This is a genomic window from Rhodovastum atsumiense (assembly GCF_937425535.1).
Classification (GTDB): Bacteria; Pseudomonadota; Alphaproteobacteria; order Acetobacterales; family Acetobacteraceae; genus Rhodovastum; species Rhodovastum atsumiense.
On the sequence record NZ_OW485601.1, the window covers coordinates 4954315 to 4974491 of the forward strand.

The window sequence follows — 20177 nt, forward strand, 5'->3', positions numbered from 1 at the left end:
TGGCGCCGGCGCTCAGGCTGCGGACCGGCGCACGCCCTGCAGGCGCTCGGGCACGCCGGCGAAGGCCGCGGCGGTCGCGGCGTCGAGTTGGAAGGCGATGTTCAGCCCGGTCTGGCCGTCTTCCGTTTCCACGTTCCTGACGGTGAAGGGCAGGGCCTGAGCCACGCCGTCGATATGCAGGATGCCCCGCTCCCCGGGTTGCATTGCCGGCGCGCTTTGCAGCCGGGCACCGCCCTGCGAGAGGTCGGCCACGGTGACCGGATGGGGCGTGCCCTCTCCGCCGCGGGCGAGGCGACCGGGGCGATCGACGAGGATGCGCGCGCTCAGGCGGCGGTTCACCGCGGGGGAGGATTCGCGCACGGCGCGCACCACGCTGCGGCGGAGTTTGGTGACATCCTCGGCGAGGCCGACGACATCGGCCTGCACCTCGGCCGCCGCCTTCCTGGCGATTTCGGCGTCGTCGCTGACCGCCGAGATACTCGTATCCGCCTCGCGCGCCGCGGTGGCGGCATCGGCGACGTTGCGGGCGATGTCCTGGGTCGCGGTGCTCTGCCGGGCGATGGCCGCGGCGATCGTGGTCGCGGTGGCGTCCACCTCGCCGATCGCGCTGCCGATTTCGCCCACCACCCGCACCGCCGCCTCGGTGGCAAGGCGGACCGCGGCGATCTGGCGCGTGATCTCCTCGGTCGAGCGCGCCGTCTGGGTCGCCAGCCCCTTGACCTCGGAGGCGACCACCGCGAAGCCGCGCCCGGCCTCCCCGGCGCGGGCGGCCTCGATGGTGGCGTTCAGCGCCAGCAGGTTGGTCTTGGCGGCGATATCGGCGATCATGGCGACGACATCGCCGATCTGCGTCACCTGCGTGTTCAGTGCCTCGACGGATGCACGGGCATCCTGGCCCTTTGCCAGGGCATGGCGGGTGGTGCTGGCCGAGCGGTCGATCTGCCCGGCGATGTCGCGGATCGAGCCGGCGAGTTGCCCGACTGCCCCGTCCACCGCATGGGCACAGTCCCGCGCATGGTTCGCCGCGGTGCTGGCGGCCGCGGCATTGCCGCAGGTCCGGTCGGCGCTGCCGGCCAGGCGGTCGACCGCCGTGCCGATGCGGGTTGCTTCTTCCGTCAGGTGTTCGACATGCCGTGCGGTGTCGTGCTCCACCGTATCGGCCATGGCGCGCAGGCTGGCATAGCGTTCCGCCTCGGCCTTCTGCCGGATCTGCTCCTGCTCCGCGGCGAGCCGCCGGTTCTCCAGGACGGCCCGGTGGAACACCTCGAGCGCACCCGCCATCCGGCCGATCTCGTCGCCGCGGCCGTTGCCGGGGATGGCGATATCGGTGCTGCCGGCGGCCAGGCCGTGCATCGCTTCGGTGATTCCCGCCAGCGGCCGCGCCACCCGCTGCGAGATGGTGGCCACGCACAGCAGCGCCATCGCCGTCACCAGCGCGAGCCCCAGCCCGTGCAGCAGCAGGCTGCGCCCGGCCGCCTGCGCGAGCCGGGCGGCGACGCGCGCGCTTGCTTCCCCGGCGGCCTTGGACAGACCGAGCAGCGCATCGATCTGCGGGTTGGTGGTGGAGATCCACTCGGCCGTGCCCATCGGCAGTGGCTCGCCCTGCAGGATCAGGCCGCGCATGCGGTCGGCCAATGGCTCGAACCCGCCGAAATAGGCTGTCTTCGCCGCGGCGACCGCGGGGGCGAAGGCGGGGTCGTCATCCAGCAGGCCCTGGGTGACGCGCCAGGCGCCGGCGACCTGGGCCCGGAACCCCGCCATCTGCAGCAGCGCCGGCTGGGAGAACGCCTGCTTCGACGACATCGCGGTGGCAATGGCGGCGCGTTCGAAGCCGGATTGCTCGCGCATGATCCAGCCGAGTTCCTTCACCACGGCGTAGCGGGCGATCGCCGGATCGGCCGGGCTCGCGGCGTGCAGGGCTTCGACCCAGGCCCGGACCGAGGCATTCACCAGGGCGGTCATTCCGGGCATGAAGCCTTTCACCAGCGCCGGGTCGCGGGCGTTTTGCGCCTGGCCGATCGCCTGGTCGGCCCGTTGCCGCAGATCCGCCGCCGTGCGCAGTGCCTCCGTGACGGCCCCCATCAGTTCCTTGCGGCCGGGGAAATCCTGGTGGTCGAGCAGCGGCACCGCATCGGCAAAGGCTGCTTCCGCCGCCGCGCGGTGGGTGGCGATCAGCGTGCGTTCCTGCGCCCCGGCGGTGCCGGGGGCGATCAGGGCGTTGTTGGTGTGCAGCCGTTCCAGGACAAGGTTCTGGATGGCGACGATCAGCCGGGACCCGCCATGGTCGGCTTCCACCACCCGGGCTGCGACCTGCCGCGCCTGCAGGCTGTCCACCAGCCCATGCGCCAGCGGCAGGATGGAGGCGACGGCGAGTGCTGCGGTGATGCCGATCAGAAGCAGGCGCAGCGAGGGAAAGCGCAGTCTCTGGTCCGGAATGGCGGCGGGCATGGAAGGTGGAGCTCCTCGGGGAGGGCGGTCACGACGCCGTGATATAACGGATGGCGCAGACGGGCCGTAGCAAAAACCAATGTGAAATAAGGTGTTTATTGATGTTATTATAGATTATTTTCAATAATATAAGCAAATCTTGGAAAATAACTGAATTGATACTGCGACTCTGTGGGCCGCTGGGCGGCATCCCCGCCGGCCATGCGATGGCCGGCGCAGGTGCCACTCACGCAGCTGTGCCGAAATAACGCCTCCCCCGCGGGCGTCGGTGCTGATTGCGGCGCCGATGAATCTGCGCCCATGCGGGGAGGCAACGAATGACAAACATGGACGATGGCGGATATGGCGGCATCACCTGGGACACCACGGTGCCGGGTGGACAGACCATGGGTTTCATCCGGCCCGCGGGACGGGGCGGCGGTGTCGACGCATCCCGGCCGGAGCGGGGGCGGGAGGTCACGCAGGCCAACCTGGTCTCCGACGGCTTCGTCCGCGCCGCGCACACGGACGGCCACCTGATCAATCCCTGGGGTGTCTCCTTCGCTCCGGGTGGGCCGTTCTGGATCTCCGACAACGGCAGCGGCGTGGCTACGATCCATGACGGCACGGGACGGACGCTGCCGCTCGGCGGGCATGCGGCGATCACCATCGCTGCCGCTCGCGGATCGCACGATCCCGCGACGCCGACCGGGCAGGTCTTCAACAGCACAGGCAGCGGCTTCGGGATCACCGCAGGCGGCAAATCCGCCGCATCGGTGTTCCTCTTCGCCACCGAGGACGGAACCATCTCCGGCTGGAACCCGCGTGTCGACGCCGGACGATCGGTGCTGGCCGTGGACGGATCCGGCCACGGCGCCGTCTACAAGGGCCTGGCAATGGCGCAGGTGAACGGCCGGCCGCGGCTCTACGCGGCGGACTTCCGCAACAGCCGGGTGGACATCTTCGATTCCCGCTTCGCCCACGTCGGCAGCTTCACGGATCCGTCGCTGCCGAAAGGCTATGCGCCCTTCAACGTGCAGGCCCTCGGCGGGCGGGTGTTCGTGACCTTCGCCCTGCAGGATGCCGACCGCAAGGACGACGTGGCCGGCGCGGGACACGGCTATGTCGACGAATTCGACACAAGTGGCCACATGGTGCGGCGCATCGCCTCGGGCGGCCCGCTGAATTCGCCATGGGGACTCGATATCGCCCCCGCCGGCTTCGGCAGCGTCGGCGGCGACCTGCTGGTCGGCAATTTCGGCGACGGGACGATCGATGCCTTCGACCTCGGGACCGACCATTTCATCGGCCGGTTGCTGGGGACCGACGGACGCCCCCTGGTCATCGGCGACCTCTGGGCGTTGACCAACGGCAACGGCGGCAACGGCGGCGATCCGGGCAAGGTCTATTTCACGGCGGGCGTGCAGGACGAGGCGCATGGCCTGTTCGGCAGCCTCTCGCCGCTGGGTCGGCCGCCGCCCATGCCGGGCCACGGCATGTCGCCCTACGCCTGACGTCGCGGGCCGGGTCCCGGCAGCAAACGGCAATGGGCGCGACGCGACCGCCCCGGGGAGGCTGATCCGCATGCCGGACCTGCTCGCCAGCATCGAGGCATCGATTCCCGCCCTGCGCCGTTACGCGCGCGCGCTGCTGCGCAATTCCCAGGACGCAGACGACCTGGTGCACGACGTGCTGGTGCGCGCGCTGGACCATATGCACGGACTGCGTGCCGATGTGCCGATCCGCCCCTGGCTGTTTACCATCATGCACAACCTCCATGTCAGCTGGCTGCGCCGGGCCAGGGTACGCGGCAACATCGTGCCGGCGGAGCAGGCCGACGACGTGCAGCCAGGCAGCCAGCCGACGCAGGAGACCGACCTGCACTGCAAGGAGACCATGCGCGCCTTCGAACGCCTGCCCCTGGAACAGCGACAGGTGCTGTATCTCGTCTCCGTCGAGGATCTCAGCTACGCGGAAACCGCGACGGTACTCGGCATTCCCATCGGCACCGTGATGTCGCGCCTGTCGCGCGGGCGCGAACAGCTCCGCCAGATGACCGGAAGCGAACCGCCTTCGGCGCTGAGGAGGGTCAAGTGAGCCGCCCGGTGACCGAGGACGACCTGCAGGCCTATGTCGATGACGCGCTCGACCCGGCCCGTCGGGAAGATGTCGCGCGCTACCTGGCCGGGCATGCCGAGGTGGCGGCACGGATGAGGGACTATGCGGCCCAGCGGCAGGCGCTGCGGACGGCGTTTGCGCCCGGCGGCACGGCGCCATTGCCCCCGCGGCTGAACCTGCTGCGTCTGCTGGAAGCCCGCATGACACGGCGCCGGACCCTGTGGCGCACCGCGGCGGCGATCCTGCTCAGCCTGGGCGTCGGCGGCGCGGCCGGCTGGTTGGCGCGCGGTGGTCCGCCGGTCAGCCGCACCGACCGCGCCATGATCCTGCTGACCGAGCAGGCGCTCGCCAGTCACGCCGTCTATGCGGTCGATCCACGGCGCCCTGTCGAGCTCGACGCCGATGCGCGTGACGACCTGGCGCAGTGGCTGTCGAACCGGCTGAAGCGTCCCCTGGCGGTCCCGGACCTGATGGCGGCCGGCTATGCGTTGCTGGGCGGCCGCCTGCTGGCGACGGAGCGCGGCGGCGCGGCGGCGCTGTTCGTCTATGCCGACAGGCAGGGGCAGCGTGCCTCGGTGCTGCTGCGGCCAATGGCGCCCGAACTTCGCGCTCCCCCGCGGGAGGACCGGAGCGGACGGGTCAGCGTCTGCGCCTGGATCGAAAGCGGCCTCGGCTACGCTGTTGCCGGCGCCCTGCCGGACGAGACCCTCGACGAACTCGCCGACCGGGTCAGGGCTTCGCTCCGCGCCCCTGACTGAGCGCCGCCACGGGCCAGGGGGGGCGATCATTCGAGGTCGCGCTCCCAGGGCGGCGGGTCACGGAAGCGGGCCACCAGGAAATCGACGAAGCTGCGCACCTTCGGCGAGAGGTGGCGCGCCGAGGGATAGACGGCGTGCAGCGCCAGCTCCTCGAACCGCCAGTCGGGCAGCAGCCGCACCAGCCGCCCCTCGCGCAGGGCCTCGCCGACGATGAAGGTCGGCTCGATGACGATGCCGTGCCCCGCCAGCGCGGCGGCGAGCAGGGCCTCGCCGCTGTTGGCGGTGATGCTGCCGGACAGCCGCAGCTCCACCGCGCCGTGCGGGCCATGGAACACCCGGACGCGGCCGTGGCGCGCATAGGCGTAGATCAGGCAGTTGTGCCCGCGCAGGTCCTCCGGCCGCCGCGGCGTGCCGTGCCGCGCCAGGTAGGCGGGCGCGGCGCAGGCCAGGACCCGGCAGGCCGCCAGCCGCCGGGCGACCAGGCTTGAGTCCGCCAGCCGGCCGATGCGCAGCGCCACGTCGAAGCCTTCCTCGACCAGGTCGACGACGCGGTCGTTCAGGGCCAGATCGACGGAGAGCTGTGGATGCAGTTCGCAGAACGCCGCCACCGCGGCGGCGAGATGGCGGACGCCGAAGGCCATCGGGCCGTTCACCCGCAGCACCCCACGCGGCTCGGCCTGTCCGGCCGCCGCCACCTGCTCCGCCGCCTCCAACTGCTCCAGCACGGCGAGGGCGCGCGGGTAGAACGCCATCCCCGCCTCGGTCAGGCTTTGCCGCTGGGTCGTGCGGTGCAGCAGCCTCGTGCCGAGCCGGTCCTCCAGCGACTGCACGTAGCGGCCGACCATCGCGGGGGTGACGCCGAGGTCCCGCGCGGCCGCGGTCTGGCTGCCGCGCTCGACGGTGCGCACGAAAGCGGACAGTTCGGCGAACCGATCCATGCTGGCTCCGATACCTTTGGTATCGAAGCCTCCGACGAAAGCCGCATGGTTTCAACCAGGCTTGCCCCCATTTCAGGCGAAGACCGGGGGCGGCTTTCCGCCCCGGCGCTGCCCGGAGCCCTGCCATGCTGCCCAGCCTGTTCCTCTCGCACGGTTCGCCGATGTTGCCGCTGACCACGGCGCCGGCACGCGGTTTCCTGCAGCAGCTCGGCGCCGGGCTGGAGCGGCCGCGGGCCATCCTGGTCGCCTCGGCGCACTGGGAGACCGCCCGGCCGGCCGTCAACGCCGTCGCCGCCAACGCCACGATCCACGATTTCTTCGGCTTCCCGCCGGCACTTTACGAGCTGCGCTATCCCGCCCCCGGCGCCCCGGAGCTCGCCGGGCAGGTCGCGGCGCGGCTGCGCGGCGCCGGCTTTGCCACCGACATCGACACCGGCCGTGGGCTCGATCACGGCGCCTGGGTGCCGCTGCTGCTGATGTATCCGCTGGCCGACATTCCGGTGCTGCAGGTTTCGGTGCAGCCGCAACTCGGTCCGGTGCATCACCTGCGGCTCGGCCAGGCCCTGGCACCGTTGCGCGCGGAGGGCGTTCTCGTCATCGGCAGCGGCAGCCTCACCCATAACCTCGGCGCGTTGCGCGGCCATGGCCTCGACGACCCGGCGCCGGCCTGGGTGGACGCCTTCGCCGACTGGTGCGCCGCCGCGCTGGCCGAGGGGCGGACCGACGACCTGCTGGCCTACCGGCGGCTTGCTCCCTTCGCCGAACGCAACCATCCCACCGAGGAACACCTGTTGCCGCTGTTCGTGGCGCTCGGCGCCGCCGGGGAAGCGGCCCGTGCGCGGCACCTGCACGCCAGCACCACCCATGGCGTGCTGCGGATGGATGTCTACGGCTTCCAGGACGCGGCGGAGGTTCCGGCACACCCGTTCAACCAGCCCCAAGGGGAAATATGATGCCTGAAACCCGGACCTTCGCCCTCACCTGGGGGCCGCGCCTGCTCGGCGTGCTCCGCATCGTCGCGGCGCTGATCTTCCTCGAGCACGGCACGCAGAAACTGTTCGGCTTCCCCGCGCGCGCCGGCGGCGCGGGGCCGGAGCTGTTCTCGCTGTTCTGGTTCGCCGGGGTGCTGGAGCTGGGTGGCGGTCTGCTGCTGCTGGCCGGGCTGTTCACCCGTCCCGTGGCCTTCCTGCTCTCCGGGCAGATGGCCGTCGCCTATTTCCTCGTGCATGCGCCGAAGAGCCTCTTCCCCGCGCTGAACGGGGGCGACGCGGCGATCCTCTACTGCTTCGTGTTCCTCTACCTGAGCGTGGCCGGCGCCGGCGCCTGGAGCCTCGATGCCATCAGGGGGAGGCAGGGACAGGCCGTGCACGGCGCCCTGCGGCGCGGCGCCGCCTGAGCCGATGCCCGGCGAAAGTCGGACCTTTCGCCGGGCGATATCATCCCCGCGGGGATGCCGTGCTACTGCCGCGTCATCTGGCCACGGATTTCACCGGCCGGGTTCTGCGCGGTGTGGACATTGGCGTACCACCGTCCCGCCAGCAGGTCCGCCTGTTGCGGCTCGGTCAGGGTCGCGTTGCCGGTGAAGGGGCTGGTCGGATTGGCCCCCCAGGGCACCACAACTCCCGCATTCGCCTCGGGCCCGGCCGGGCCATGGAAATGCGCCGCGGTCGCCGGCCCGGACAGGCCGGACCACGTCGCCGTGTAGTCGAGCCGGTGGGTCGCGGTATCCAGGGTGGCCTGCACCGTTCCGGCACCGCTGCCGGCCTTGGGCGGCACCTCGGCCTGGCCATTCATGGTGGTGTTGAAGCGGATCGTCTCGGCCTGCGCGCCGGCACACAGCAGCGTCGCGGCGATGGCGGCGGCAAGCAGCTTCGGTTGCGGCATGGCGTCCTCTCCCTGTGTTTCACGGTCCCGCCCTTCTGCGGGCAGGCATGGCCGGCCTGTTGCGCGGCCGCACGCACAACGCACGGAGGATCGGCCGCGTTGGCACCGCGCCCGCCCGGCAGCCGCGGCACGGGCATCTGCGTTGTCACGGATGGCGCAACGGCCCCGCGGCGTGTCCACCTGGGGCCGGGGCCGCCGCGCCCGTCGTACCGAAAGGAGAGAATCCGTGAAGCCCGACCTCCTGCTGATCGAACCGATGATGGCGTCCATCGAGGCCCGGCTTGACGAGGCCTTCCAGGTGCACCGGCTGTACCAGGCCCAGGACAAGGCGGGCTTCGTCGCCGCCATCGCCCCCGTCATCCGCGCCGTCGTCACCGGCGGCGGCAGCGGCATCAGCCGCGAAACCGTGGATCTGCTGCCGCAGCTCGGCATCATCGCCATCAACGGCATCGGCACCGACGCGGTCGATCTCGATCACGCCCGCAGCCGTGGCATCCGCGTCACCACCACGCCCGACGTGCTGACCGACGACGTCGCCGATATGGCGATCGGCCTGATGATCACTTCCCTGCGCCAGATCGCTACCGGCGACCGCTTCGTGCGCGCGGGTAAGTGGTTGGGCGGCAAGCTGCCGCTCGCCCGCCGCGTCAGCGGCAAGCGGCTCGGCATCATCGGGCTCGGGCGGATCGGCCGCGCCGTCGCCCGCCGCGCCGAGGCGTTCGGCATGAGCATCGCCTATACTGACCTGCGCGCCTTCGACGACGTGCCGTACCGCTTCGAGCCGACGCCGCAGGCGCTCGCCGCCGCCTCCGACGTGCTGCTGATCGCCGCCGCCGGCGGACCGCAGTCGCGCGGCCTGGTGAACGAGGCGGTGCTGAACGCGCTCGGCCCGGACGGCACGCTGGTCAATATCGCCCGCGGCAGCGTGGTGGACGAACCCGCGCTGGTCGCGGCCCTGGCCGAAGGCCGGCTCGGCGGCGCCGGCCTCGACGTGTTCGCCGATGAACCCCGCGTGCCGGAAGTGCTCTGGCGCATGGACAACGTGGTGCTGCAGCCGCACCGTGCCAGCGCCACCGTGGAGACACGGTTCGCCATGGGGGAACTGGTGCTTGCCAATCTCGCCGCCTACTTCGCGGGGCGGGAGCCGCCGACGGCCGTGGTGTGATCCGGGGCGCTGCCCCGGCCCTGCCCCGGCCCTGCCAGGGCTCTGCCCTGGACCCGGCAGGGGCCACAAGGCCCCTGCACCCCATTCGTTTGGTTCCTGGGATCCAAGGGCCTCCGGCCCTTGGCGGAGGTCCAGGAGGCGGAGCCTCCTGGCGTGGAATGATCCGGGGCAGCGCCCCGGATCATTCCACGCCAGCGGCGTCCAGGTGCGGCCGCAACCGCCCGCCCAGGGCGAGCGCCAGCATGCGGACATCGCTGGCCAGCGACCAGACCGGGTGGCCGAAGGTTTCCGGCCGGTTGCCCTCGACCAGAGCGTGTGAACTCCAGGCGAAGCCGTACCCGATCAGGGGCGCTGCCACCAGCCAGGGCCAGTCCAGAGTGGCGGCGAAGGCCAGCAGGCAGAGCAGGGCGAGGGCGGTGCCCAGGTAGTGCAGCCGGCGCGTGAGCGGCCGGCTGTGTGCGCACAGGTAGCGGTGCCAGAATTGCGCATAGGTCATGCCGGGACATCCATGCCGCCGGCCGGCAACGCCGCGGTCCTGCGGCGGTTTCCCGCCTCAGTGGCTGCGGGCGTCGAGATAGCCGAGCAGCGCGTCGCGGAATGGCACCAGCTTCTTGTAGTGTTGCATCTCCTCGGGCAGCGCCCGCACCGCATCGCCCAGGCGGGCCGCGATCTCCGGCCGGGAGCAGATCCGTGCCAGCGGGTGCACGCGCACGCGGATGGTGAACAGCACCCCGCCGCTGCGTGGCAGCGCCGAGAGCGTCTGCCGTTCCGTGCGCAGCCACAGCGCCGCCCCGGCATTGGCCGCCGTGATCCAGGGGGCGCTGTTCTCCTGCGCCTTGCCGCCGGGCTGGAACAGGGCGGGATCGTCCACCACCGACCAGTTCAGCCGCTCCACCAGGTGGCCGGAGCGCAACTGAGCCAACAGGCGGTCAACCGGCTGTCCCAGCCGCTCGGCATAGAGCGGCACCGGCGCGTGCACCTCGCGCAGGGGGCGCCCGATCTTGTCGGCGAGGCGCCAGCCGGTCGGGAAGCACAGCACGGCGGCTGCCAGGACCGGTCCTTCCGGGCCGGGCTGCAGCACGCACAGATCCTCCTGCACCAGCCGTCCCGCCACCTCCAGCGGGTCGTGCGGCAGCCGGTTGAGGTCCCATGCCTCGCCGGTTAGTTGGTTGCGCAGCACGCTGCCGCTCTGTTCGAACCAGTCGGGAAAGCGTGCCGGCAACAGCCCGGCCAGCCGCTCCAGCACCTCTGCCCGGGCTGCCTCGGAGCCGGGGCAGGCGGCGAACACCTCGGCGTGGCGGCGCGTCAGCAGCTCCCGGCGCTCCGCCATCTGCCCGGGATAGAGGGCGTCGATCTCGATCATCTCGGCGGGGGCGCGTGCCTGCAGGCCCATCTGCATGCGGTAGGGGCCGGTTTCGAAGGGCAACGGAATGGTCGGCTCGGGCAGGTCCATGGCGTGAAAGTACCATGCGGTGCCGGCGCGAAAGAACCCCTGCGATGTCGCGTGTGGGGCGATGGTCCCGTGACGGCCGGACATGCCGGAGGGCGAGGGGGGATCAGGCCGGTGGGCTGACCAGTCGCTCGGTTGCCGTCCAGACCCGGCCGGCGAGGGTCTGGTCCAGCGCCAGCCGGTTCGGCGCGACCGGCACGCCCTTCTTGAAGAACCGGCCGGTCACATCGGCAAGTTTCGGATCGATGGCGACGCGCAACGTCGTTTCCGCCCCGCGTTCCTCGCTCAGCAGGAACGGCTTGGCCAGGCCCCACAGCAGCCCGAAGCCGCCGCCCAGGTCGCCGATGCGCGTGGCCACCACGCCGGGATGCACCACGTTGACGGTGATGCCGCGTCCGCCCAGCCGCCGCGCCAGTTCGAAGCTGCAGATCATCAGCGCCAGTTTGGACTGCCCGTACACCGGCATGAGCCGCCAGGCACGCGTGGATTCCAGGTCGTCCGGCCGGATCGTCGCGTTGTCGGAAGCGGCCGAGCCGACATTGACGATGCGCGCCCCCGGCGCCGCCGCCTCCAGCGCCGGCAGCAGGGCCTGGGTGAGCACGAAGGGAGCGAGGTGGTTGACCGCGAGGATGCGCTCGTGTCCCTCGGCGGTGACTTCGCGCGTCTTCGTCATTGCCCCGGCGTTGTTGACCAGGATGTCGAGCGCCGGCGCCAGCGCGCGCGCTTCGTCGGCGAGGCGCCGCACCTCCGACAGCAAGGACAGGTCGGCCTGCAGCAGGTCCAACCGGGCCGCCGGCACCTGGGCGGTGACGAAGCGCCGCAGGGCCTCGCCGCGGGCCGGATCACGTCCATGCGCCAGTACCCGCGCCCCTGCCTGCGCCAGTCCCAGCACGGTCCAGCGCCCAATGCCGGACGTCGCCCCGGTCACCAGCACGGTCTTGCCTTGCAGCGTCATTGGCTTCCTCCATCCTGTTGGCACGGCACAGGTGCCTTCCGCCTGCCACGCGGTGGCGTGGTCGGCATCGCACAGGCAGATGGATGCGTGCGCGCCGTCATCAAGGCGTTGTCGTATCGGCCCGTTCCTGTTCCGAGCTGGTGGTGGGATGTCCTGTCCCGGCAAGGCGAACGGGCCTGCCTGCCGCCGGAGATGGCCGCCGTTATTTGCCCGTGATGGCGCCGTTCGCAAGGGGCGGTGGCGGCCAATACGGCGTGATGGAAGCCGGACGGCGGGAACGAACCCGGCACGCGAGAGCTTAGGGCAATAAGGTTGTCGATGGCGCCGGTGCCGAGGGCATGGCCGCGCGGCATCTCCGACCGATCTCAATCCGAGGCGGAGAAGCCTATGAATGGATTTCTTACGTCGGCGCAGCACTTTCTCCATACCCTCAACCTCGATGCCGGTACCAGCGCGATCCTGATCCTGACAATCCGATTGGTCGGCACCGCCTTCGCGGCTTATCTTCTGTATGTCCTCTACGAGGTTGTCCTGATCGGCCGAAATCGACATCCCCGCATCATCGGCGCGGTCTTCGGCCTCGCCGATTTCCTGCTTGGGCTGACCCTGCGCACCGTGATCGGCAACCGCGCGGCGGATGTGCGGCGCCAGGCACACACCGCCAAAGCCGCGCCGGTTCAGGCCGCGCCGGTGACCCGGGACTAGAGTTTCCCCCCGGCCGCTCCGGCTTCCGCACAGGACTTCGGCACGGGCTCCGCTGGGCATTGCTGTCCGCGGCGCCATAACGTGTGTGTGGGGGATGGTGTCCGGGATTGTGTCCGGACCGGGCCTGAACGGTCTGTGCTCCTTGCGCCGTTGCGTGACGGGCAGGCGCAAGCGCTGATGAGTGTCGGATACCGTGCCGATGCTGGAATGATCATCCGGATGCTGCCAGGGCAACCGGGCCGCCTGGGAATTCGTCCTCGCCACCTGTGGTCACCCGGTGTCCTTGCCTGACACTTCCGCCGACAGGCGAGGCTGACAGCGTGGGCCGTGGCCCGCTTCGATCAGAGCGCGTGTTGCTGCGGTGGTCCCATCGCTGATTTTTACCAGATATTAATACGTTTCCGACATATTTGCTTTCCTGCATTCGGACGGTGGCGAGATGATTGCCAGGGGCAAGCGATCAGGCGAGAAATCCGCCAGGATCGTGATTCGGCACGAGGAGAGTGGCGGCGAGGCGCATCACGGCGGGGCCTGGAAGGTTGCCTATGCCGACTTCGTCACGGCCATGATGGTCTTCTTCCTGCTGATGTGGCTGCTGAACTCCACGTCCGAGGAACAGAAGCGTGGACTTGCCGATTATTTCTCGGCCAGTTCCACGATTGGCAGCATGAAGTCCGGCAAGGACATGCCGCTCGGTGGCAAGACCCCGTACGACGAGGGGGAACTGGTCTCCGACCGCGGCACCATGAGCATCATGCCGGCCGATGCCATCGCGCCACCCGAGCCCGAGGAGGAAGAGGACGCCGAGTCCTCGCAGCAATCCCGCACTCTGCGGCGCACGGCCGACGCCGGCAGCGGCCCTGGCAAGGTCGCGGGGCCGGGTGCGAGCGATGCGGCACCGGCCAGGTTCGATGCGTCCGGGCGTGCCCTGGCGCGGGAGCCGGTTCCGCTGCAGGCGATGTTGCTGCCGGCCGAAGCGGGGCGTGCCGAACAGGACCCCCGCGAGCAGACAGCACGCGAACAAGCGATGCGCGAACAGGCGATGCGCGAGCGTGACACCTTCGCTCGGGCGGCCGAGCAGATCCGTGCCGCCGTTCGCTCCGATCCGGCGCTGAACGAGCTGGCGCGCCAGATCGCCATTGATGAAACCCCGGAAGGGCTGCGCATTCAGATCCTCGACGAGGATCGCCTGCCGATGTTCGCTACCGGCTCGGCGGTGCTGAACGAACGCGCCCGGCGGCTGCTCGAGAAGGTCGTGCCGGTGCTGGCGCGGTTGCCGGAACCGATTTCGCTGGCGGGCCACACCGATGCCACGCCCTATCGTGGCGGCGATCGCAGCAACTGGGAGCTCTCGGCGGACCGCGCCAATGCGACGCGCCGGCTGCTGGTGGAAGCCGGGCTGCAGGACACGCGGTTCCGCAGCGTCACCGGCAATGCCGATCGTGATCCGCTGCTGCCGGCCAATCCCCACGCCGCCGCCAATCGTCGCATCGCCATCGTGGTGCTGCGCGGTACGCCGAAATACTGACTTCAGTTTACAGGCAAACTCATGCTGACGATCGGTGGTCTCGTTTTCCTGCTCATGAGCGTGTTCGGCGGCTATCTGGCCGCCGGCGGTACCCTGGGGCCATTGCTCGAGGCGCTTCCGTTCGAGATGCTGACCATCGGTGGCGCGGCCATCGCAACCTTCCTGATGGCCAACAGCCTCCACCATGTGCGGCACACCCTGTCCGGCCTCGGCCGGGTGGTGAAAGGGGCGGCCTACCGGAAATCCGATTACATCGATCTGCTGAGCCTGCTGTTCTTCTTCACCCGGCTGGCCAACACCAAGGGTGCGATCGCGCTGGAGCCGCATATCGAAAAGCCCGCGGAGAGTGCCGCGTTCCGGCACTTCCCCCGCATCCTGGCGAACTCCCAGGTCTGCTCGATCATCTGCGATTATCTGCGCATGATCGGTATGAATGTCGACGACCCGCACCAGATCGAGGACGTGATGGCGCGCGAGCTGAAGAAGCAGCTGCAGGAGGAACTGCATCCGGCGCATGCCATCCAGATCGTAGCCGATGCGCTGCCGGCGCTTGGGATCGTCGCCGCGGTGCTGGGCGTGATCAAGACGATGTCGCACATCAACGAGCCGCCGGCGGTGCTGGGCGCGATGATCGGCGGTGCGCTGGTGGGCACGTTCCTGGGCGTGCTGTTGTCCTATGGCCTGGCCGGCCCCTGCGCCAGCCGGCTGAAGGGCGTGGTGGAGGAAGAAAGCAAGTTCTTCGAGGTGATCCGGGCCGTCCTGGTCGCGCATCTGCATGGCAACGTGCCGCAGGTCAGTGTCGAGACCGGACGGAAGATGGCCCCGAACGAGCATATGCCGAGCTTCCAGGAACTGGAGACGGCGATCCGCAACCTGAAGATCGGGTAAGGTAAGAAACCCCATGGCATAGGGTCGTTCAGAAAACGGTCAGCTCACGCACATGAGTGCGGAGATGCCGGTTGCATGGGGCGCGCGCGTGTTAGACCGCCCCATCGAAGCTGCCGGAGAACGAACGCATGACCCGCCGCGTCAGTCTGCTTGGGATCCTCGCCGTGCTGGCAAGCCTGCCGTCGCTGGCCCTGGCGCAGAAGCCGGAAGCGGCGCTGCCCAGCGTCAAATTGTGCACGGGGCCGCAGGACGGAAACTATGATTTCTCCGGCATCCAGATCGCGCAGCAGGCAAAGGGCGTGCTGAACGTCACGCTGGTGCAGACCCAGGGATCGCTGGACAATCTCGCCCGGCTCGACAAAGGGGAATGCGACGCCGCCATCGTGCAGAGCGATGCCTATGGGGTCTATCTCAAGCAGAATTCCCGCTCGGCGCTGAACATCGAGAAAAGCCGGGTTCTCTATCAGGAATACCTGCATTTCATCTGCAATTCCCAGGCGGGCCTGTCCAAGATCACGCAACTGACCCGGCAGCACACCATCCTCATCGGCCCGCTCGGCGGCGGCACTTCCACCACATGGGAGAGCTTCCGGCTCGCCGACCCGAAGCGCTATGACCCGATCCCGACGCTGCCAGTGGGCGGGCTGCGCGCCGTCAACATGGTGCAGGAAGGTTCCCAGGCGGCCTGCCTGTTGTTCGTCACCGGCCTCAAGAGCCCGCAGATCAATGAAGCGAACCAGGTGGCGCTGAACAGCAAGGGGAAGCTGGTGCTGATCGCCGCCGATGACAGCGACCTGCCGAAGCTCAAGGACCCCAAGGGGCGGCAGATCTACAGCAAGGCCACCATCCCGGGCGGCACCTATCCCGGCGGGCTGCAGCCGTCGTCGATGTTCGGCAGCAGCGTCGATACCATCGCCGTCGACGCGGTGTTCGTGGCCAGCACCGCTTTCATCGACGCGAACGGGCAGGCGTACAATGCGCTGCTGCGGGCGGTGAACAACGCGGTGCCGGCGATCAAGAACAAGGTCGAGGCGAAGTAAGGCGAGGTCATAGGGAAGACAAGGGCTTCGCCCTTGACCCACCAAGGGCCGGCCCCTTGGTCCGCTTCGCGGCCCAAGCCCATTCGCGCTGCGCGGCACAAGAGTCATGGGTTCCAAGGGCGAAGCCCTTGGTCGGTCCAGGGCGAAGCCCTCGTCGGGTGCGGGGTGAAACCCCGCCAGCGCGGCCCCAGGCTCAGAAGACGTTGCGCAGGATGACGTAGAGTCCGCCGGCCAGGGCCATGGCCGCCGGCAGCGTCAGCACCCAGGCCGCGGCGATGTTGCGCACGGTCGCCATCTGCAGCCCGGAGCCGTTCGCCGCCATGGTGCCGGCGACGCCGCTGGAGAGGATGTGGGTGGTCGAGACTGGCAGCCCCCAGACCTCGGCCATGCCGATGGTCCCGGCCGCGACCAGCTCGGCCGAGGCGCCCTGGGCGTAGGTCAAATGCTGCTTGCCGATCCGTTCGCCCACGGTGACGACGATGCGCTTCCAGCCGACCATGGTGCCGAGCCCGAGCGCGATGGCCACCGAGACCTTCACCCAGCCCGGGATGAAGCGCGTGCCTTCGTTCAGCGCGGTGCGATACGCGTTCAGCGTCCCTGCTTCCGCGGCGGAGAGCGTCACGTCTTCCTTGGGCAGCAGCCGCACCGCATCGGCCACGAGGTACATGTCGTTGCGCATGTTCGGCGTGGCTGCCGCCGACACGTGCCGGATCGCCCCGTAGTTCCGCACGTTCTCGGCGATGTCGCCCGACAGGGCGGCGAGGGCCGCGAACACCTCCGGTTGGTTGAGCCGGCGTGCCTTCAGCGCGTCGCCCACGACCCTGCGGGCCGTGTCGGCCGGCGGCGGCGTGAGGGTGGCGGCGCGGGCCTGGAAGATCGCCTGCGCCTCGTGCGAGATCTGGATATAGGTCGGCGTGGAACTGTCCGGCATGGTGCGGTTGAGCGCGAAGGCGGTGGGCACGGCGCCGATCAGGATCAGCATGATCAGGCCCATGCCCTTCTGACCGTCATTGCCGCCATGAGCGAAGGAAACGCTGGTGCAGGTCAGGATCAGCAGGGAGCGGATCCACAGCGGTGGCGGGCGGTTGTCTTCCGGGGCCTGGTAGAGCTTGCGGTTGCGCACCACCAGCTTCATCACCAGCAGCAGCAGGGCGGCGACGACAAAGCCGCAGAGCGGGCTGAAGGCCAGGGCCTTGAACACGCCGGTGGCCTGGGCCCAGTCGACGCCGGAGGTTGCCTGGTCGGCGGGCGCCATCATCTGGTTGGCGAGGCCGACGCCGATGATCGACCCGATCAGGGCATGCGACGAACTGTTCGGGATTCCCATCGCCCAGGTGCCGAGATTCCAGATGATCGCCGCGAGCAGCAGGGCGAAGATCATCGAGTACCCGGCCTCGCTGCCGACCTGCAGGATCAGTTCCACCGGCAGCAGCGTGACCATGCTGTAGGCGACCGCGCCGCTGGAGAGGATCACGCCGAGGAAGTTGAAGCACCCCGACCAGATCACCGCGACCACCGGTGGCATGGAGTGGGTGTAGATCACCGTGGCGACGGCATTGGCGGTATCGTGGAAGCCGTTCACGAACTCGAAGCCGAGCGCGATCAGCAGGGCGATGCCCAGCAGCACGAAGGCGCCGATGGCGAGCGGCTCCTGGCCGACATTGTTCATGTCGCTGATCAGGCCGTACACGGCGTAGCCGATGCCGCTGACCAGCAGCAGCCCGAAGATGAACGGAGTCGAGCCATGCAGCCTGCGATCCAGGTCCGGCCTGGGGGCGGCGATGGTCGCAATGCCCGGTGCTGATGGGGCTACGGTTGAAAGATCCGACATGGCTTTCTCGCCTTGCGTGGAACGGGCCATCCCGAAGGATGGTCGGGGCCGGGGTGGACGGAAAGTTGCGAATGTCAGGATAACGCTGCCCAAAAGCGCGGATTGGGTGAGAATTGCTATTTATTTATGACAGGCACAGGCATAATATTAACCATAGGTAGAATATCACTGAAAAAATAATCTCAAACAAATAGTTGAGAGAGATTCTTGGTCGAAACTATAATGTTAAATCATGCGCGACAATATATGTGCGCAAAAATAAGAAGGAATTTCTTTTCAGTTTGAATTTGTGCTGATCATGTTCGCGTATAATGCTTATGCTTTCATTTTTTATATCGTTTTTAGTGAATTCAAATGATCTGCCTGGATCGTTTCTGCATGTGGTTGTGCCATGGTGCGTCCCGCCCCAGGGGCGATTGCGTCCTGTCGCGTCGGACCGCCAGGCCCCCAGACCGGTCAGCTCGTCAGGCTGTCGTCGTCACTCCGGTGCAAAGCTCCGCAGCACCACGGGCCGTCCCTGCCGCACTTCCACCAGGAAGCTGGCCCGGTCCATTTCCCCCATCGCGTTCCAGCGCGAATCGAGCATCATCGCCGCGGCTCCCGCCGGCACCGACAAGCCGCGCAGCGCCGCCGCCAGGCCGGACCGGTCCACCCGTCCCAGCCGCATGGTACCGGCCGCCAGCAAGCCTATCGCCGTGTAGCCCTTCGCCGCGACCGCGTCCGGCTCTTCCTTGAACAGGTCCAGGAAGCGCCCGCGGAAGGCCGCCAGTTCGGAGGCTTCCGGCGTGAAGGTGACGTGGCAGCGCACGCCCTCGGCCGCCGCCCCGGCCTGCGCCAGCACGCGGGGGGCGGCCAACGTCGTGTCGCCGACCAGGGGCAGGCGCAACCCCTGGCGCCTTGCCTCCTTGAGGAAGCGCACGCATTCGGCCTCGGGCAGCAGGACCACCGCGGCCTCGGCCGGGCTGCGCGCCAGCGTGGCGGTTTCCGTGGCGAACCCCGTCGGGGCTGGCGCCACGCCCTGGTCGGAGGCGATCTCGATCCCGTTGGCCCGCAATTCGCGCAGCAGCACGTCGTGGCGGTGGCGGCCGGTCCAGCCGTTGCTCCAGACCAGCGCCACCCGTCGCACGCCGGCGTCCTCGGCCAGCCATCGCGCCAGCCGCCGCATGCGCAGCGCCGTCCCCGGCGCGGTGCGGAACGGCATGCCGCCGCCCAGGGCCGCGTTGCTCGCCGGCACCGTGGCGACCGTCGCGGTCGCGACCGCTGTATTGCTTGCCACGGTCGCACCCGCCGGCGCGGCCGGATCGGGGCTGTCGCTGCCGACGATATGCGTGATCCCCGCCGCGCGGGCCATCGGCACCGCCAATCCCACCGCCTCCGGTGTCACCGGCCCGAGCAACGCCAGGGGCTCGCCTTCCAGCGCGCGCCGCACCGCGGGGCGGCCGACGCTGCTGTCGAAGGTGCTCATTTGCAGGGGGCGGCCGAGCAGGCCGCCGGCGGCGTTGATCTCCTGCACCGCCATCTCGACGCCGTTGCGCCAGGAATCGCCGATCCGGGCCGCGGGGCCGGACAATTCGACGATCTGGCTGAACCACAGCGGCGGTGCCGCCAGCGGGGGACGGGGAAACAGTGGGGCCGCCAGCAGCCCGCCGAGCAGGGAACGCCGCGCGATGTTCATGTCCGGCTGGGTGGCATTGCCACGCGGGCGCGTCAACCCGTGCCCATTCGCCCGGTCGCACCCGATGGCCAGCGGCCCGCCGAACCATGGCGGTTTTGCATCGGCGTCCCCGATATCGATTTATTGATGAATGTGGTGGATGTCGCCACGTATTCGCCGTCATCAAGTGCAAGAATAACCATGCACCGCGATGCATGGGAGGATGTCATGAGTCTCGGACGCGCTCTGTTGTTGGCTTTTGTTGCGGTTGGCGTGGGGGCCTGCGCGGATTTGCCGGCATCAGGCCCCGTGGCTGCCTGGGGTGACTATGGAAGCGCCCCGGCCTACACGGGTCAGTCCTATCCCTATGTCTACCAGGAATCGGTGCCTTACGGCGGGGGCGGCGGCTATTGGACCGGTCCGGTGGGTGGCGGTGGCTACCGTCCCTATCCGCCCTATGCGTACGAACCCACCCCGTACGGGCGCTATCGCGGCGGGGAAGGCAATGCCTGGCAACGCGGTCCCGCCGACCAGCAATACCGCCAGCAGGTCGAGCAGAACCGCTTCCAGTATCAGCAACAGTTGCAGCGCAACCAGACGACCTACGACCAGAACCAGGCCCGCTACAACCAGCAGGTGCAGCAAAACCAGGCGGCGTATCAGCGCCAGGTGCAGGAAAATGCCGCGCGCTACCGCGAACAGGTGCAGCGCAACCAGGCGATCTACGACCAGAACCTGGCGCGCTATCACCAGCAGGTGCAGCAGAACGACGCGGCCTGGCGGCGCCAGCAATGGGAAGCGCAGCAGCGCAAGCTGCAAGGGCAGCAATAGGGGGC

At 69.0% G+C, this 20177-nt stretch carries 19 protein-coding genes; 11 read left to right on the top strand and 8 right to left on the bottom strand.

Translation table 11 applies throughout. From position 1 onward, the window contains the following. Nucleotides 1-12 precede the first annotated feature (12 nt). Nucleotides 13-2448, bottom strand: coding sequence for a methyl-accepting chemotaxis protein (locus NBY65_RS22335; RefSeq protein WP_150043661.1), 2436 nt, complete (start codon nucleotides 2446-2448; stop codon nucleotides 13-15). 317 nt (nucleotides 2449-2765) lie between these two features. On the opposite strand from NBY65_RS22335, the gene NBY65_RS22340 reads away from it, so the two are divergent. The 3 genes from NBY65_RS22340 (at nucleotide 2766) to NBY65_RS22350 (ending at nucleotide 5303) form a co-directional block, all read left to right on the top strand. Further along, nucleotides 2766-3941, top strand: a complete 1176-nt coding sequence (locus NBY65_RS22340) for a TIGR03118 family protein (protein WP_203330647.1) — start codon at nucleotides 2766-2768, stop codon at nucleotides 3939-3941. A 70-nt stretch (nucleotides 3942-4011) separates the two neighbouring features. Further along, nucleotides 4012-4524 carry a sigma-70 family RNA polymerase sigma factor gene (locus NBY65_RS22345; protein ID WP_150043663.1) on the top strand — a complete coding sequence of 171 codons (513 nt, stop codon included), beginning with the start codon at nucleotides 4012-4014 and terminating at the stop codon, nucleotides 4522-4524. Further along, a complete protein-coding gene (locus NBY65_RS22350) occupies nucleotides 4521-5303 on the top strand; it encodes an anti-sigma factor family protein (RefSeq protein WP_150043665.1) in 783 nt (260 codons plus the stop codon). Before NBY65_RS22345 ends, NBY65_RS22350 begins: the two co-directional genes overlap by 4 nt. 26 nt (nucleotides 5304-5329) lie before the next feature. Here the strand turns inward: NBY65_RS22350 and NBY65_RS22355 are convergent, their stop codons facing one another. Further along, complete coding sequence (locus tag NBY65_RS22355) at nucleotides 5330-6241, bottom strand: LysR family transcriptional regulator (RefSeq protein WP_150043667.1); 912 nt, start codon at nucleotides 6239-6241, stop codon at nucleotides 5330-5332. 125 nt (nucleotides 6242-6366) lie between these two features. On the opposite strand from NBY65_RS22355, the gene NBY65_RS22360 reads away from it, so the two are divergent. Together NBY65_RS22360 and NBY65_RS22365 are read left to right on the top strand one after the other, a co-directional pair. Next, entirely contained in the window at nucleotides 6367-7194 is an 828-nt protein-coding gene (locus NBY65_RS22360; protein WP_150043669.1) for a dioxygenase family protein, read from the top strand. Next, on the top strand, nucleotides 7194-7637 hold the full coding sequence (locus tag NBY65_RS22365) for a DoxX family protein (protein WP_150043671.1): 444 nt from the start codon (nucleotides 7194-7196) through the stop codon (nucleotides 7635-7637). Before NBY65_RS22360 ends, NBY65_RS22365 begins: the two co-directional genes overlap by 1 nt. Nucleotides 7638-7699: 62 nt before the next feature. Here the strand turns inward: NBY65_RS22365 and NBY65_RS22370 are convergent, their stop codons facing one another. Continuing rightward, nucleotides 7700-8125 carry a CHRD domain-containing protein gene (locus NBY65_RS22370; protein WP_150043673.1) on the bottom strand — a complete coding sequence of 142 codons (426 nt, stop codon included), beginning with the start codon at nucleotides 8123-8125 and terminating at the stop codon, nucleotides 7700-7702. A gap of 226 nt (nucleotides 8126-8351) precedes the next feature. On the opposite strand from NBY65_RS22370, the gene NBY65_RS22375 reads away from it, so the two are divergent. Further along, entirely contained in the window at nucleotides 8352-9290 is a 939-nt protein-coding gene (locus NBY65_RS22375; RefSeq protein WP_150043675.1) for a 2-hydroxyacid dehydrogenase, read from the top strand. A gap of 181 nt (nucleotides 9291-9471) precedes the next feature. On the opposite strand, the gene NBY65_RS22380 is transcribed toward NBY65_RS22375, so the two are convergent. The 3 genes from NBY65_RS22380 to NBY65_RS22390 all read right to left on the bottom strand — a co-directional run bounded on the left by NBY65_RS22380 (nucleotide 9472) and on the right by NBY65_RS22390 (nucleotide 11695). Beyond that, nucleotides 9472-9786: a DUF962 domain-containing protein gene (locus NBY65_RS22380; protein ID WP_250265728.1), complete on the bottom strand. Its 315-nt coding sequence runs from the start codon at nucleotides 9784-9786 to the stop codon at nucleotides 9472-9474. 57 nt (nucleotides 9787-9843) lie between these two features. Then, nucleotides 9844-10743, bottom strand: a complete 900-nt coding sequence (locus NBY65_RS22385; RefSeq protein WP_239002838.1) for a heme-dependent oxidative N-demethylase family protein — start codon at nucleotides 10741-10743, stop codon at nucleotides 9844-9846. Between the two features lie 103 nt (nucleotides 10744-10846). Next, nucleotides 10847-11695, bottom strand: a complete 849-nt coding sequence (locus NBY65_RS22390) for an SDR family NAD(P)-dependent oxidoreductase (protein WP_162530609.1) — start codon at nucleotides 11693-11695, stop codon at nucleotides 10847-10849. 318 nt (nucleotides 11696-12013) lie between these two features. Between NBY65_RS22390 and NBY65_RS22395 the strand changes: the two genes are divergently transcribed. The 4 genes from NBY65_RS22395 (at nucleotide 12014) to NBY65_RS22410 (ending at nucleotide 15856) form a co-directional block, all read left to right on the top strand. After that, entirely contained in the window at nucleotides 12014-12400 is a 387-nt protein-coding gene (locus tag NBY65_RS22395) for a hypothetical protein (protein ID WP_162530608.1), read from the top strand. Between the two features lie 484 nt (nucleotides 12401-12884). Continuing rightward, nucleotides 12885-13928 carry a flagellar motor protein MotB gene (locus NBY65_RS22400; RefSeq protein ID WP_162530607.1) on the top strand — a complete coding sequence of 348 codons (1044 nt, stop codon included), beginning with the start codon at nucleotides 12885-12887 and terminating at the stop codon, nucleotides 13926-13928. Between the two features lie 21 nt (nucleotides 13929-13949). Next, a complete protein-coding gene (motA, locus tag NBY65_RS22405; RefSeq protein WP_150041610.1) occupies nucleotides 13950-14816 on the top strand; it encodes a flagellar motor stator protein MotA in 867 nt (288 codons plus the stop codon). Nucleotides 14817-14944: 128 nt separating this feature from the next. After that, the gene (locus NBY65_RS22410) at nucleotides 14945-15856 is read left to right on the top strand and encodes a TAXI family TRAP transporter solute-binding subunit (RefSeq protein ID WP_150041609.1); all 912 of its coding nucleotides are present in this window, start codon (nucleotides 14945-14947) and stop codon (nucleotides 15854-15856) included. Between the two features lie 193 nt (nucleotides 15857-16049). On the opposite strand, the gene NBY65_RS22415 is transcribed toward NBY65_RS22410, so the two are convergent. Further along, on the bottom strand, nucleotides 16050-17687 hold the full coding sequence (locus tag NBY65_RS22415) for an inorganic phosphate transporter (RefSeq protein WP_150041608.1): 1638 nt from the start codon (nucleotides 17685-17687) through the stop codon (nucleotides 16050-16052). Nucleotides 17688-18165: 478 nt separating this feature from the next. Then, nucleotides 18166-19398 (bottom strand): ABC transporter substrate-binding protein, encoded by a 1233-nt coding sequence (locus tag NBY65_RS22420; RefSeq protein ID WP_150041607.1) that lies wholly within the window; start codon nucleotides 19396-19398, stop codon nucleotides 18166-18168. 252 nt (nucleotides 19399-19650) lie between these two features. On the opposite strand from NBY65_RS22420, the gene NBY65_RS22425 reads away from it, so the two are divergent. After that, complete coding sequence (locus NBY65_RS22425) at nucleotides 19651-20172, top strand: hypothetical protein (protein WP_150041606.1); 522 nt, start codon at nucleotides 19651-19653, stop codon at nucleotides 20170-20172. The last annotated feature ends 5 nt before the right edge of the window (nucleotides 20173-20177 follow it).

Coding starts and splice junctions, on each gene's coding strand:
- NBY65_RS22395 (WP_162530608.1), top strand. CDS start 12,014: ATGGCGCCGGTGCCGAGGGCATGGCCGCGCGGCATCTCCGACCGATCT.
- NBY65_RS22370 (WP_150043673.1), bottom strand. CDS start 8,125: ATGCCGCAACCGAAGCTGCTTGCCGCCGCCATCGCCGCGACGCTGCTG.
- NBY65_RS22415 (WP_150041608.1), bottom strand. CDS start 17,687: ATGTCGGATCTTTCAACCGTAGCCCCATCAGCACCGGGCATTGCGACC.
- NBY65_RS22410 (WP_150041609.1), top strand. CDS start 14,945: ATGACCCGCCGCGTCAGTCTGCTTGGGATCCTCGCCGTGCTGGCAAGC.
- NBY65_RS22360 (WP_150043669.1), top strand. CDS start 6,367: ATGCTGCCCAGCCTGTTCCTCTCGCACGGTTCGCCGATGTTGCCGCTG.
- NBY65_RS22355 (WP_150043667.1), bottom strand. CDS start 6,241: ATGGATCGGTTCGCCGAACTGTCCGCTTTCGTGCGCACCGTCGAGCGC.
- NBY65_RS22365 (WP_150043671.1), top strand. CDS start 7,194: ATGCCTGAAACCCGGACCTTCGCCCTCACCTGGGGGCCGCGCCTGCTC.
- motA (WP_150041610.1), top strand. CDS start 13,950: ATGCTGACGATCGGTGGTCTCGTTTTCCTGCTCATGAGCGTGTTCGGC.
- NBY65_RS22345 (WP_150043663.1), top strand. CDS start 4,012: ATGCCGGACCTGCTCGCCAGCATCGAGGCATCGATTCCCGCCCTGCGC.
- NBY65_RS22390 (WP_162530609.1), bottom strand. CDS start 11,695: ATGACGCTGCAAGGCAAGACCGTGCTGGTGACCGGGGCGACGTCCGGC.
- NBY65_RS22385 (WP_239002838.1), bottom strand. CDS start 10,743: ATGGACCTGCCCGAGCCGACCATTCCGTTGCCCTTCGAAACCGGCCCC.
- NBY65_RS22340 (WP_203330647.1), top strand. CDS start 2,766: ATGACAAACATGGACGATGGCGGATATGGCGGCATCACCTGGGACACC.
- NBY65_RS22380 (WP_250265728.1), bottom strand. CDS start 9,786: ATGACCTATGCGCAATTCTGGCACCGCTACCTGTGCGCACACAGCCGG.
- NBY65_RS22335 (WP_150043661.1), bottom strand. CDS start 2,448: ATGCCCGCCGCCATTCCGGACCAGAGACTGCGCTTTCCCTCGCTGCGC.